Below are 12,801 nucleotides of genomic sequence, written 5' to 3'. Positions count from 1 at the left end.
GCGGCAGACCCGCATGCGAGGGAAGCCTATTCGCCCTGCTCCATGCGCGAGGTGATCACGCGATCGACCAGGCCGTAGTCGGCGGCAGCCTGGGCACGCAGATAGTTGTCGCGTTCGGTGTCGGCGTGAACCTTCTCCACCGTCTGGCCCGTGTACTGCGCGAGCAGCTCGTCCATGTGGGTGCGGAGCCACTTGGTCTCCTTGGCGGCAATCTCTATCTCGGTCTGTTGACCCTGGGCGCCACTGGAGGGCTGGTGGATGAGGACCATGGCGTTGGGCAGCGCCAGGCGCTTGCCCCTGGTGCCCGCAGCCAACAGCACGGAGGCCATGGAGGCGGCCATGCCCACGCAGATGGTGGAGACGTCGGGCTTGATGAAGTTCATGGTGTCCAGGATGCCGAGGCCGGCGTATACCTCCCCACCAGGAGAGTCGATGTAGAGCGAGATGTCCTTGTCGGGGTCCTGGCTCTCGAGGTGCAGGAGCTGGGCGATCACGAGGTTCGCCGTGTCGCGGGTAATCTCCTCGCCCAGAAAGACGATGCGGTCGTTGAGCAGACGCGAGTAGATGTCGTAGCTGCGCTCGCCGCGTGGGGTCTGCTCGATGACATACGGGATGAGGGGCGTTGCTGTGGGACTGACCATGTGTTCTCCTTCTTTGGTAAGAGACGCTCCGGGGTACTGTACCCCCGGGGAGTCCGATTGATTCGTGCGACGACGGGGACGGGTTACTCCGCGTCCTGCCTCTCCTCGGCCTCGGCACGGCGCTCGGCGATTTCATCGACCACGGTGACGGTGGCGTTCTCGACGAGCCACCTGACGGCCTTCGTGCGGCGGATGGACTCGCGGATGGCGGGCATCTGGCCACCCTCGGTGAACTCCTTCATGGACTTGCTCACGTCCTTCACGCCAGCATTCTCGAACTCGCCCTTGATGTCGTCCTCGGTGGCCTCGATGTCGAGATGGCGTGCAAGGGCATCCAGGGCGAGGGACTGACGGGCACGCTCGTCAGCCTGCTTGCGAAGGTCGTCGATGAACTCGTCGCTCTTGATCTGGCGCGCGGCGAGGTACATGTCGAGCGACATGCCCTGGCGCTGCAGCCGGGAGAGCACCTCGTTGGCAAGCTCGTTGAAGACCTGGTTGCCGTAGGCCTCGGGGACCTCCTCGAGCTGCAGGTGCTCACCGATGGCCTCGACGACACGGTCCTCCTTGAGGTGGGGCAGGGTGTTGACCTTGTCCTCGCCAATCTCCTCCTTGACGGCATCCTTGAAGGCGTCCACGGTGTCGAAGCCGAAGTTCTTCTTGGCGAAGTCATCCGTGAGCTCGGGCTCGACGGCCTTCTTCAGGCCCTTGAGGGTGACGGCGACGGCGATCCTGTGCTCGTGGTCGCCATGGCTGCGCGTCCACTCGATGTCCTTGGTCTCGCCTGGCCTCATGCCCACGATGCCCTCGACGTACTCCTTGGGGAGATAGTTGGTGTCGAGGGTAAGCTGACGATCGGTGCCCGCAAGGCTGTCCGCGCCCTCCTTGTCCACGGCGTCGACCACGACGGTGTCACCCTCGGCGCAGGCGCGGTCGGTGTCATCGTCCTCATAGGTCACGTGGTAGCTCAGGAGCTGCTCCACCTGCTGCTCCACCTCGGCATCGGTGGGCTCGTCAGGCGGCATGTTGATGGCGGGAGCGTCATAGGAGTCAAGCTCGCAGGTAGGCGGCACAGAGATCGTGGCAGTGACGCTGAAGTCCTCATGCTCCACGACGGCCACGGAATCCTCACCGTAGTCGGGACGACCGATGGGGACGATGTCAAGCTCGTTGAACATCTCGGGTTGGACGTCGTTCATGAGGTCCTCGGTAGCCTGCGCCAGCACGGCCGCACGGCCGACAATGCCATCGATGACGGGGCGCGGGGCGCGGCCACGGCGGAAGCCCTGGAAGGCATACTTGCGGGCGATGTCCCGGTACGCCTTGGCGACGGCCTTGTCCACCTCGGCGGCGGGGACGGTGAGCTTGGCGACCACCTGGTCGTTCTCAGGCCTCTCGGCAGTGACGGTGATGTTCAACGTTCCTCCAGTTAGTTTCTCGTGCGGGACGATGGGGCCGTCCCGCGAAGTTCCTCGTAGGTGCCGGTGGTGCGGGCGAAAGGACTCGAACCTTCACGGAGTCTCCCCCACTGGAACCTAAATCCAGCGCGTCTACCAGTTCCGCCACGCCCGCATCGTGACGCATAGCTTTCACATGATAGCAAAATCGAAATGACGCGCTTATAGCATGCGTGCATTTCACATCACGAGCCGAGGCGCCGGGCCTAGGGTGTCGGGCGCCCCTCCATGAAATCGATGACAACCTTGGAGGCCGAAGGGTGCCTGAGACACTCTTCGAGAGCTGTGACATCTTGAGCGTCGACAATCCTCAGGGGAAACGCCCTTGAGAGCTCACCAAAGCACCGTTCCATCTGCTGAACCGCCTCAGAGAAATCGCTGCGAAGAAACGACCTGACGCCATAGATCCTATATTCATGCTCAAAGAGTGGACGTAGCCGCAAGGGTATTTCATAGGTCTCTGGATATACCCCAAGAAACAGGAGCGTTGCTCCTGGGCGAGCGCATCTCAGACTTGCCTGAAGAGTCTTTGCCTGAGAAAAACCGACGCACTCAAAGAGCAAGTCATATTGCCCCACAGCCACCGAGGCAAGATCCTCGTACGACCCCATCGCCCGAGCCTGCAGGAGGTCAAGATAGGGCCACTCGCCACTACGTGTAAGAACGTCCGGCACCAAGCCCTGCCTATTCAGCTCGAATACCAACAAACGAGCGATGTTTCCATCACCCATCACAAGCGGTTGCAGGTCTTCCTCAGAGTCACAGGCAAGCTCATAGGACATGTGCCTGGCCACCAGCGAGAGGCAAGTAAGCATGTACTCGGATGTTGATTGCCTTCGCGGGCAAAGGATGTCAGAACTGAATCCAAGCGCCGTTATGAAGTGTGAATATCTCTCCGCAAGCTCCTGCGTCTTTGACCAAGTGATATTCCTGCCCGTGTAGGCATCTATGTCACCCAAGACCAACTGAACCCGATACCCCGCCTCCTGAAGCATCTTGGCTTTGGCTATCTGCGAGACGGTTCCCATGTGAGGGCATCCGGACATGCCGACTCCCGTCGAGAAGAGAGTCTGGCCATCTGGGTCCAAAACAGCTTCCACATTGTAAGAGCAGCACCAAAGAGCTTGCTCATCAGCTCGATTCGCCAAGGCTGGCATCATCGGTACGGATGAAAACCCAACGGGATCATAGCCATACTCTCGAATGATGCTCGCATAGTATTTTGAGTCAAAGCTCAGCACATCTCCCATGGCGTACTATCCCTCCCCTCGACGCCCACAGCCAGCACAAGGGCAAGTAGGCTCGATGCACAGATACCCCCAAAGGCCGCATACCAAAAGGCCTCAGGCGCGACGATGAGCCTGTTGAAGACCAGGGTCCCCAGTGGCATGAGAAGCGTGGCTATCACGAAAACGCAGCTGAACGTCCTTCCCAAGTACGCTTCATCGACACTGGCCTGCAGGACGCTGAAGAACTGGATGTTGTAGAAGGTGAGCAGGACAGCAAACACAAGTATGCAGGCAAGCACGGCAGCAAATGCCTGCCACAGGTGAAGGAACGCGGGCAACAGGGCAAGGCTGAGGCCGCATCCGAATAGCGCAGCGAAGAGCGTGACCCTGGGGCCACCAAGCCGGTCGCCAAGAAGGCGGGTGAGGATGGCGCCAAGCACTCCACCCACCGATGACGATGTCAAGGGCTCGGCGTAAGCTGCGTCGCCTGCACCAAAGCTCATCTGCACGAATGGGGTCATGAGGTTGTATCCCGCGAGGAAGAAGTTGACCAGCGAGCTCATGAGCAGGAGATAGCGAACTTCCGAGGACCCACCAATGAACCTCAGACCCTCAACGAAGTCGCTGACGAACTGGCGAGGTGACGTGCGGCCCGCAGCTGGTACCTCAGCATGGGGTGCTGTCCTGAGCATGGAGTTCAGCAGTGCAGATGTGCCAAACGACATCGCATTGACGAGCAGGGCACCTTGCTCATGGCACAGGGTCAGTAACGCGGCGCTCAGCATGAGTGCCACCACACTCAGTACTTGTGTGCGGCAAGCTCAAGATGAGAGTCAGCGTTCGATATCTGTGACTTCCGAACGAGAAAGGGAAGTACCGAGTGATACGCGGGCAGGTAAAACCCACTGGCAGCACTGAGGAGCACATTTGCTGAGATGAGCGCGTAGACAAAGACAGGTGTGACAAAAAATGCAGCGGCCACCAGGCAAACGAAGGCCGAGAGCATATCTGCGACCACCAAGATGCGCTTGCGATCGAAGCGATCGGCAACAACTCCACCCACGGGATCAATGACGAGCGAGCAGACAGACTGACCAATCTGATAGATCCCCAGAAGGAACTGGCCAACGGCACCCTGGCTGGCGAACCAGAGGCTGTTCGCATAGTCGAAGAATATGTCGCCAAAGCCACCGAGACCCTCCCGCAGATGAGAAAGGCCTGGTTGGCCATCTCGCGTCTAGGGCGAGCATCACCCCCTGAACGCTTCGTCATACAACCACAACCAAATCACTGCTGCTCAACAAGGGCGGAGGATTGACCCGTAAAATCAAGGGTAATATAAGGTGTCGATGGACGATTTAACTCTGAGAGAAATAGTTTTAAAAGCATCATTGCTTTTTCAACAGACGATCAATTCCTGCGACAAAAAAGGCACATAGCTTCTCAATATAAAAACGTGCCTCCCTGCGGTTCATGTCGTGGCGGAGAGGTTCAAACATAGACGCATAAAAGGAATTGGTCAGCATATGCAGCACTTTCATCATCAATTCTTCTTCGTTCCCTGCACCCCCTGCTGATTCTGTCCATTTGGAGATGTAGGAAATGTTCTTGTCAGTCAAATCCTCAATCAGCGCCGTGTGGCATTTGCCATCTAAGGACGTTTGAATCAACAGGAACTCATCTTTATGGTCATAAATATAGTCAATCATGTCAACATAGATTGCAGTATCATCAAAAGAGATGGCGTCTGTTCCATCCACCCCTATGTCCTTCGACCAAAACTGATCCGCATAATTCTGATATAGCTCGATAAGCCCGTCTGAAATGGGCGAAACAATTGCGTCGAAAAGTCCCTCTTTATTGGGAAAGCGCGTATAGATAGCGCGGGCACTGGTTTCTGCTTTTTTGGCAATCTCCCGTATGGAGGCAGCCTGAAACCCCTTATCTAAAAATTCGCTTCTGGCACACGCTAATAAGCGTTCTGATACACCGGCAATTCGTTTCATGTGAATCCTCTCTTTCCGAAAGATTGAAACTCTGTTTTCATCTCATGGGACAGAATGTAGCATGTCAAGAAAGAAACAGCTTGACATGGATCAGTATAAGCTGTATTTTTACATCTGAAACGATGTTTCAAATGTCTCAGGAAAGGAGAATTTTGGCTCTGTAGTTAGCTTTATCTAACTATTATACAAAGTCGAGGGGTTGACGGTATGAAAGAAAAAGGAGTGCTGGGGCGTCTGTTCCGACATATGGGCATGTTTAGGATCACAATGGCCATCTCCATTGTATTATCTGCTGTCTCGTCGGTCATCAACCTATATGCCTTTGTGTGCGTGTATAACGTGGCAAAGGAGATCGTTCAGTCTCTTGGTAATATCCATTCGCTGGATCAGACCTATATGGTCGATATGGGCTGGCGCGCTGTATCCTTGATCATTATGTCATTTGGAATATACGGGATGGCATTGCTGTTTTCCCACATCACCGCTTTCAATACGGTCGCAAAACTGCGGATTCAGATTGTCCGACACATTGGGAATCTGCCTTTGGGGTATCACACGACAAATCCCAGCGGGAAACAACGAAAAATCATTGAAAAGAACTCGGACAATCTGGAAACGCTGATCGCACACCAGATTCCAGACTTTGCAGGAGCTGTTGCGTTGCCGATTGCTTTTCTTGTATTCATGTTTATGTATGACTGGCGTCTGTCTTTAATCTGCCTGATCCCGATCCTGGTCGGCTTTGTTATTCTTTATCATATGCTGAAGGATGAGAGCGAAGGCTTTGCTAAGCAATATCAAAAGTCTGCCGAGGACATCAGCAATTCCGTCACGGAATATGTCAGGGGCATTGCTGTTGTAAAGGTGTTTGGGCAAACCGCCAATTCTTTCCAACGCTATAAGGCTGCGGTAAAAGAGTACGGTGATTATTTGCTGAAATACGCGCTCTCCATGCAAAATGCAGACAGTGCCTACCATGCCGCAATTAACGGCATCTTCTTTTTCCTGATTCCCGGCGGTATAATCCTGTTCAACACAGGCAGCAATCCTGAAAAAATGGTGTTGAGTTTTCTGTTCTTTTCGGTTCTTATTCCTACCGTGGTGACGTTCTTAGCGCGTATTATGAACAGCTCATCCAATCTGATGCTCTCCAAGGCGTCGTTGGACGCAATCGATCAGATGTTGAAGGAAAAGCCACTGCCGGAAACGAAAAGACCGCAATCTCCGATGGGCTATGACATATCCCTTGACCATGTTTCATTTTCTTATGGGGAGACTGCCGGAAAAGCTCTGGACGATGTTTCTTTAGATGTGCCGGAGGGGACGATCACCGCACTGGTCGGGGAATCTGGCGGTGGGAAAAGCACTATTGCGAATCTGATTGCGAGATTTTGGGACGTCGATGAGGGAGCTATCCGGATCGGCGGAGTGGATGTACGGGAAATGGACTACAAGCATTGGATGGAGCAGGTCAGTATTGTATTTCAGGACACGAATTTATTTAAGATGTCGATCAAAGAAAATGTCGCTGTTTTCAATCCGGACGCTTCACGCGAGGATGTTTTCCAAGCACTCCATCTGGCACAGTGCGACGATATTTTGGAAAAGCTGCCACAGGGCGCAGACACGGCGATCGGGACAAATGGAATCTATCTTTCCGGTGGTGAAATGCAACGGATCGCCCTTGCCCGCGCAATCCTGAAAAACGCCCCTGTGGTACTGCTGGATGAAGCAACCGCATTTGCTGATGCGGAAAATGAATACCTGATACAGAAGGCTCTGGACGAACTGCTGCGAGGGAAGACCGTCATTATGATTGCCCACCGACTTTCCACCATTATACACGCTGATCAAATCTGTGTTTTGGAGCGGGGGAATATTGTCGAGAAGGGAACCCACCGTGAACTAATGGATATGCACGGTGTATATGCCAGAATGCATGAAGAATACCAGAGCAGTATTTCATGGAGGATTGGAGAGTAACAAATATGCTTAAAAGAGTATATCGCATTAGCGACGAGGGAAGTTGGAACATCCTGAAGTCCGGTTTGTATATGTGTCTGTTCAATCTTGCTACGCTGTTGCCTGTCCTCCTGCTTGCAATGGTTGCAAATGAAATGATGAGTCGATACTTTGGCATAACGCACGGAAGTATACCTCTGTGGGGATATTGGGGAACTGCCCTTTTGCTGCTATTCGCAATCTATTTTGCATACCGCATGACATACCGAAAGAAGTACCTGACTTCCACACAAGAAGATATGCGGCTTCGCATGGAGATCGCAGACAAAATCCGGAGGCTTCCACTCTCTTATATCGGGAGGCGCGACTTGAGCGATTTAGCCTCTACGGTCATGGATGATGTCGCGACTGTGGAGTTGGCACTTTCCACGAGCGTAGCAGAGTTTATAGGAGGATTTCTGTCGGGCTTGACGACCATTGTCATCCTTGCATTTTACAACTGGAAACTGGCTGGCAGTCTGGCGATTTGCCTCCCATTAGTCGTGATCGCAATGTCCCTGTGCCGGATCATCTCTGAGGGGACGAATAAAAGAAATAGGCAGAAGAAGCTGGACATCAGCGACGGTGTACAGGAGTATCTGGAAAACATAAAGGTGCTGCGCTCCTCAGAAACGATGAAAGGCTACCAGAACCGTCTGTCAGCCACGATCAAGCGCATTTTGAGGGGACTTGTACTGTACGAATTTCTGTCCGGCTTTATGATTGCCCTGTCTCATAACATTATGCGGATCGGTTTAGGGCTTGTCATCGTAACCGGTTCCACACTCCTGATTTCGGGAGAAATTAGTTTGTTTACATTCCTCTTGTTTCTCCTCGTTGCAGTCAGGATTTATGAGCCTCTGACCAAGGCGTGTGAATCGCTGGGCGTAATGATTTCTTCTTTGGTCAGCGCAGGACGGATTCGGAACCTGATGGATTATCCGGAACAGCAGGGAGACGCGGCTCTACAACCAGAGTCTTTTGATATTTCCTTTGATCATATATCGTTTGCTTACAACAAAGAGGATGTGCTGCACGATGTCTCTTTTACAGCGAAGCAGGGGCAAATCACTGCGTTGGTGGGTCCATCAGGCTGCGGCAAAAGCACGCTTTGCCGGCTTGCCGCCCGTTTCTGGGACGTAAACAAAGGGGGCGTGTATCTGGGGGGCATCAACATTAATAAAATCGCTCCAGACACGCTGTTGAGGAATTACTCCTTTGTTTTTCAGGACGTGGTGCTGTTCAATGATACGATCTATAACAACATCAAGATCGGGAAAGAGAATGCAGCCCATGAGGAAGTCTTGACCGCAGCAAAGCTTGCCTGCTGCGACGAGTTTATAGATCGGCTCCCGCAGGGTTACGACACCGTAATCGGAGAAAACGGAATGACCCTCTCCGGCGGCGAAAGGCAGCGGCTTTCAATTGCCCGCGCATTCCTGAAGGATGCGCCTGTGATCCTGCTGGATGAAAGCACAGCTTCCATTGACCCTGAGAACGAAACAAGAATTCAGAAGGCCATCGGCAGGCTTATTGAGAACAAGACGGTACTGATCATTGCCCATAGACTGCGATCCATAGTGGCGTGCGATAGGATTGTAGTTCTAAACGAAGGGAAACTGATGGAATCCGGCACACACGAAGAACTGATGCAGAGGGGCGGCTTGTACCATCGCCTCTATTCACTGCAAAACGAGAGTCTGGCATGGAAGGTCAAATGAATGAATCATTATTTATAGAAAGGAACACCTAACATGACAAAAGAAACGAACAAGAACCGGTTGAACGGAAAAGACCTGATGAATGTGGGTATCTTTACCGCAATCAATGTCATATGCGGTGTGTTGATTGCTGTGGCGATCGGTTTGACGCCCATTGGCTTTATGCTGATCCCAAGCGTTACGGCAATCATACTTGGCATTCCAATGATGCTCTACTTTACCAAAATCAAAAAATTTGGAATGGTCTTGATTTTTGAGATTATAAATGGAGTTGTCCTTTTACTGACGGGTATGGGACCCGACGCGCTCGTTTGTGGAATTGTTATCAGCCTGATCGTAGAACTTATTATGAAGTCTGGAAACTACCAGAGCGCCAAGCGCGCTGTTCTGGGGTACGCCATTCTGATGGTCACGTCCTGTGCCAATTACATCCATTGGCTGAACGCCAGCGCAGAGTGGCTTGATAAAAACGCGGCAACATATGGACAGGATTTTATGTACACGATTTCCGGCTGGTTCGGCTATTGGTGGATGCTGCCTTTGGTCATCCTTTCCGCCTTTGTTGGAGGCCTGATTGGTGGCCTGCTGGGTAGGGCTGTGCTGAAGAAGCACTTTGCCAGAAGTGGGCTGGTCTGATGGAAACGGTGCTGCGAAACACAAGGCCGACAGCAAAACAGATGTTCCTTGACCCGCGGACAAAGATTCTACTTTGCCTGACGGTTTCCTGCGTTATGATTTCAAGCGACAGCTTCGGAATTATGAACGTTGTACTGCCATGCCTTGCCGTGATTCCATTACTATTCCTCGTTTTGCTCAAGAAACCGCAGATTGCTGCATACTATGCAGTGATGTATGCGGTCACGGCGACGGTTCCCCGCCTGCTGATGCCGCATGCAACACCCCTGTTCAACCTCCTGTTTACCGGCATGATCGCCATGTTCACAAAGCTGATTCCGGGGATGTCCATGTTTTGCCTTCTGGTGTTGACAACCACGGTAAGCGAGTTTGTTGCAGCTATGGACAGGCTGCATATTTCCAAGAAGTTTTCGATCCCTGTATCCGTGATGTTTCGCTTTCTTCCCACGATACGGGAGGAATACAGAGCGATTCGGGATGCCATGCGGCTTCGGGAAGTCGGATCATGGCGCAATCCCATGGAGATGCTGGAGTATCGGATGGTGCCGCTGCTGACCGGTCTTGTCACAATCGGGGATGAACTGTCCACATCCGCCCTTACGAGAGGGCTAGATGCCCCTGTACGACGCACCAATATCTGCCCGATTGGATTTCATTGGCAGGACGGCGCTGCGCTGCTGCTCTGTATCGCGGTCATCATTTGCTTTGTCCTCTCAACTTTCTATGGTTGGTAGCAGAAACTGCTTCAAGGAGGAGGAAACTGCTTCAAGAAGGAGATTTCCCTTTGATAAGCATCGAGAGCGTGTCTTTTACTTATGAAAATGCCGACAATGGTGCGGCAATCCTCGATAATTCCATACAAATTTCCAAAGGGGAAATCGTCCTGTTGTGCGGGGAATCAGGCAGTGGGAAAACCACGTTCAGTCGATTGGTAAATGGGCTGATCCCAAACTACTATGAAGGTACGCTTACCGGTAAAGTTCAGGTCGAAGACAAGAACCCGGAGGATGTCGAGCTGCACGAGCTGGCACCATATGTTGGCTCCGTGTTCCAGAATCCCAAGGCGCAATTCTATACGTTGATAACAGATACGGAGATTGTATTTGCCTGCGAGAATATGGGTATGGATCGCGGCGAAATCCTACGTCGTTTTGATAGCACCGTGACTGCAATGCACCTGAAGCCGTTGATTGGCAGAAATCTTTTTACGCTGTCCGGTGGTGAAAAACAGAAAATAGCCTGCGCCTCTGTCCATGCCCTACAGCCCGACACATTGGTTTTAGACGAGCCAACTTCAAATCTGGACATAGGAACAATCTATGAATTGGAGAACATTCTGCGCTTGTGGAAGGCGCAGCGAAAAACCGTCATTATAGCGGAGCATCGGTTGGATTGGCTTCGCCTCCTTGCAGACCGTGTACTGTATTTCAAAGATGGGAAAATTGAACAGGAATTTACCGGAGCTGCCTTCTTCGAAAAACCGTTGGGCGATCTGCATGAAATGGGGCTTAGGGGAACGAGCCACTTTGTTCCGCAATGCGTGAAGAAGGGCAGAGCAAAGGAGGGACTGGAGCTTAGGGATTTTTGCTTTACTGACGAAAAGAAGGATCTTCTCCATGTTGAAAACCTGACGATCCCCAAAGGAGCCGTTGTTGCCGTGCTGGGGAATAATGGTGCGGGCAAAACAACATTGGCCCGGTGTTTATGCGGCCTGGAGAAGAAGATGCGCGGTGCTTTCGCTTTTCTGGGCAAAGAATATAAGCAAAAGCAGCGACTGAAACTCTGCTATATGGTTATGCAGGACGTAAACCATCAGCTCTTTGCCGAAAGCGTGCTTGATGAAGTGACGCTGGGCATCAAGGATATAGCGGAGGAAGAAAAGACAGAGTATGCCCGGAACATCCTGTCCATGTTGGACTTGCTGGCACACAAAGATAAGCACCCCATGTCTCTTTCCGGTGGACAGAAGCAGCGCGTAGCCATAGCAGGGGCAATTGCTTCCCATAAAGAAATCATCGTGTACGACGAGCCTACCAGCGGCTTGGACTATCGACATATGAAGGAGGTCTCTGTGTGTATCCAGAAACTCTCTGAAATGGGCAAAACGCAACTGATCATCACCCACGACCCTGAGCTTGTAGCTCATTGCTGCGATTATATCGTGTTTATGGACAACGGAGCTGTGTCCCGTTTTGGAGAATGGACAGATGAGAATGTTGAGTTTGTGTCTTGCTACTTTGAAAACACGAGATAGTCTCTTGCGATTTGCAGGGACGGGTGTTACGGAATGAAACTTCATACTTCCACTGAAGACTATTTGAAAGCAATTTATATACTTCAAAAGACAAAGGTATGGCGCACTCCATAGATGTGTCAGAACATATGGGCGTGTCGAAGCCCAGCGTCAGTCACGCGGTCAAGCTCTTGCGAGAGGGTGGCTTTATCGTGATGAACGATGACTGCACGCTGCACCTGACCGATTTAGGTCGAGAGATTGCAGAAAAGCTCTATGTGAGACATCAATATTTTACGGAACGACTTACTGATGCTGGTGTTGATACCGACACCGTCGAAGCCAAAGCCTGCAAAATGGAGCACACGATCAGTGATGATTCCTTTCGAAAGCTCAAGGGACAGGAACAAAAAACGTGCCCGTTTGCAGATACCTGTAATCTCAAACCGGGCAAGGAGCGAGGCCCCTGATTTGAAATGGCCAGACAAAAGAAATGGATGACCTATCCCGTTTGCGGAGGCAAAACCCGAATAAAAATCCGCACGGATACGGTATTGATAAACTTCCTACTTTTCTGTCCTAAGTGCCGGAAAGTATCGACAGTCCGCTTTTACAGAAAAATCTAGCTCTGATTTATATCTGCAAATCGGTATATACGAGCTTAACTACACCAGCCCCCACGTTCGAGCTCAGATATGAACCGTTGGGAGCAACCGTCTTTCTCCGCCAGAACACGCTGGGAAAGGCGGTTGCTCCTTGTGAGCCAGCCTTGTCGTCCTACCGATGAGCTCGGGACCGATATGGCTTTTCGAATCATGCGAACCCATTCTTGAGTACCGTACGTGATTCACCTCTTACTCTATATCACGTACGGCACTCA

12 protein-coding genes, 1 tRNA gene and 2 pseudogenes are annotated in these 12,801 nt (G+C 52.2%); 8 read left to right on the top strand and 7 right to left on the bottom strand.

The features are described from left to right. Positions 1 to 26: 26 nt before the first annotated feature. The 7 genes from HMPREF1316_RS06295 to HMPREF1316_RS06270 form a co-directional block, all read right to left on the bottom strand. Positions 27 to 641, bottom strand: a complete 615-nt coding sequence (locus tag HMPREF1316_RS06295) for an ATP-dependent Clp protease proteolytic subunit (protein WP_021726234.1) — start codon at positions 639 to 641, stop codon at positions 27 to 29. A gap of 83 nt (positions 642 to 724) precedes the next feature. Then, entirely contained in the window at positions 725 to 2,056 is a 1,332-nt protein-coding gene (tig, locus tag HMPREF1316_RS06290) for a trigger factor (protein WP_021726031.1), read from the bottom strand. 67 nt (positions 2,057 to 2,123) lie between these two features. Then, positions 2,124 to 2,210 (bottom strand) — tRNA-Leu (locus tag HMPREF1316_RS06285). A gap of 91 nt (positions 2,211 to 2,301) precedes the next feature. Further along, complete coding sequence (locus HMPREF1316_RS13195) at positions 2,302 to 3,345, bottom strand: zinc-binding dehydrogenase (RefSeq protein WP_021726069.1); 1,044 nt, start codon at positions 3,343 to 3,345, stop codon at positions 2,302 to 2,304. After that, a complete protein-coding gene (locus HMPREF1316_RS06275; protein ID WP_198009605.1) occupies positions 3,330 to 4,016 on the bottom strand; it encodes an MFS transporter in 687 nt (228 codons plus the stop codon). The genes HMPREF1316_RS13195 and HMPREF1316_RS06275 overlap by 16 nt, the downstream gene beginning before the upstream one ends. Positions 4,017 to 4,123: 107 nt before the next feature. Continuing rightward, on the bottom strand, positions 4,124 to 4,501 hold the full coding sequence (locus tag HMPREF1316_RS14745) for an MFS transporter (RefSeq protein WP_332248188.1): 378 nt from the start codon (positions 4,499 to 4,501) through the stop codon (positions 4,124 to 4,126). A gap of 211 nt (positions 4,502 to 4,712) precedes the next feature. Further along, the gene (locus HMPREF1316_RS06270) at positions 4,713 to 5,330 is read right to left on the bottom strand and encodes a TetR/AcrR family transcriptional regulator (RefSeq protein WP_021726114.1); all 618 of its coding nucleotides are present in this window, start codon (positions 5,328 to 5,330) and stop codon (positions 4,713 to 4,715) included. 207 nt (positions 5,331 to 5,537) lie between these two features. Here HMPREF1316_RS06270 and HMPREF1316_RS06265 point away from each other — a divergent pair, with 207 nt between their 5' ends. From HMPREF1316_RS06265 to HMPREF1316_RS13720, 8 genes and pseudogenes are all read left to right on the top strand, one after another. Then, entirely contained in the window at positions 5,538 to 7,313 is a 1,776-nt protein-coding gene (locus HMPREF1316_RS06265; protein ID WP_021726140.1) for an ABC transporter ATP-binding protein, read from the top strand. Continuing rightward, positions 7,295 to 8,155: pseudogene (locus HMPREF1316_RS15135) on the top strand (ABC transporter transmembrane domain-containing protein); the annotation flags it as partial. The gene HMPREF1316_RS06265 and the pseudogene HMPREF1316_RS15135, both read left to right, overlap by 19 nt. Positions 8,156 to 8,359: 204 nt before the next feature. Then, positions 8,360 to 9,052, top strand: a pseudogene (locus tag HMPREF1316_RS15130) (ABC transporter ATP-binding protein); the annotation flags it as partial. 33 nt (positions 9,053 to 9,085) lie between these two features. Beyond that, on the top strand, positions 9,086 to 9,688 hold the full coding sequence (locus HMPREF1316_RS06255; protein ID WP_021726128.1) for an MptD family putative ECF transporter S component: 603 nt from the start codon (positions 9,086 to 9,088) through the stop codon (positions 9,686 to 9,688). Beyond that, the gene (locus tag HMPREF1316_RS06250; RefSeq protein ID WP_021726199.1) at positions 9,688 to 10,422 is read left to right on the top strand and encodes an energy-coupling factor transporter transmembrane component T; all 735 of its coding nucleotides are present in this window, start codon (positions 9,688 to 9,690) and stop codon (positions 10,420 to 10,422) included. Before HMPREF1316_RS06255 ends, HMPREF1316_RS06250 begins: the two co-directional genes overlap by 1 nt. 50 nt (positions 10,423 to 10,472) lie before the next feature. Then, positions 10,473 to 11,942: an ABC transporter ATP-binding protein gene (locus HMPREF1316_RS06245; RefSeq protein ID WP_021726213.1), complete on the top strand. Its 1,470-nt coding sequence runs from the start codon at positions 10,473 to 10,475 to the stop codon at positions 11,940 to 11,942. Positions 11,943 to 12,070: 128 nt separating this feature from the next. Continuing rightward, a complete protein-coding gene (locus tag HMPREF1316_RS06240; protein WP_232204459.1) occupies positions 12,071 to 12,391 on the top strand; it encodes a metal-dependent transcriptional regulator in 321 nt (106 codons plus the stop codon). Positions 12,392 to 12,397: 6 nt separating this feature from the next. Further along, positions 12,398 to 12,547: a cysteine-rich KTR domain-containing protein gene (locus tag HMPREF1316_RS13720; protein WP_084620878.1), complete on the top strand. Its 150-nt coding sequence runs from the start codon at positions 12,398 to 12,400 to the stop codon at positions 12,545 to 12,547. The last annotated feature ends 254 nt before the right edge of the window (positions 12,548 to 12,801 follow it).

Origin of the sequence: Olsenella profusa F0195 (assembly GCF_000468755.1) — a bacterium.
In the GTDB taxonomy this organism is placed as follows: Bacteria; Actinomycetota; Coriobacteriia; order Coriobacteriales; family Atopobiaceae; genus Olsenella_F; species Olsenella_F profusa.
Note: the sequence above shows the minus strand (reverse complement) of the source record. Positions and strands in the feature narration are given on the sequence as shown.

Bases quoted from the DNA above. Each gene is read 5' to 3' on its own strand.
- HMPREF1316_RS06295 (WP_021726234.1), bottom strand. From the start codon at position 641: ATGGTCAGTCCCACAGCAACGCCCCTCATCCCGTATGTCATCGAGCAG.
- HMPREF1316_RS13195 (WP_021726069.1), bottom strand. From the start codon at position 3,345: ATGGGAGATGTGCTGAGCTTTGACTCAAAATACTATGCGAGCATCATT.
- HMPREF1316_RS06275 (WP_198009605.1), bottom strand. From the start codon at position 4,016: ATGCTCAGGACAGCACCCCATGCTGAGGTACCAGCTGCGGGCCGCACG.
- HMPREF1316_RS06270 (WP_021726114.1), bottom strand. From the start codon at position 5,330: ATGAAACGAATTGCCGGTGTATCAGAACGCTTATTAGCGTGTGCCAGA.
- HMPREF1316_RS06265 (WP_021726140.1), top strand. From the start codon at position 5,538: ATGAAAGAAAAAGGAGTGCTGGGGCGTCTGTTCCGACATATGGGCATG.
- HMPREF1316_RS06255 (WP_021726128.1), top strand. From the start codon at position 9,086: ATGACAAAAGAAACGAACAAGAACCGGTTGAACGGAAAAGACCTGATG.
- HMPREF1316_RS06250 (WP_021726199.1), top strand. From the start codon at position 9,688: ATGGAAACGGTGCTGCGAAACACAAGGCCGACAGCAAAACAGATGTTC.
- HMPREF1316_RS06240 (WP_232204459.1), top strand. From the start codon at position 12,071: ATGGGCGTGTCGAAGCCCAGCGTCAGTCACGCGGTCAAGCTCTTGCGA.
- HMPREF1316_RS13720 (WP_084620878.1), top strand. From the start codon at position 12,398: ATGGCCAGACAAAAGAAATGGATGACCTATCCCGTTTGCGGAGGCAAA.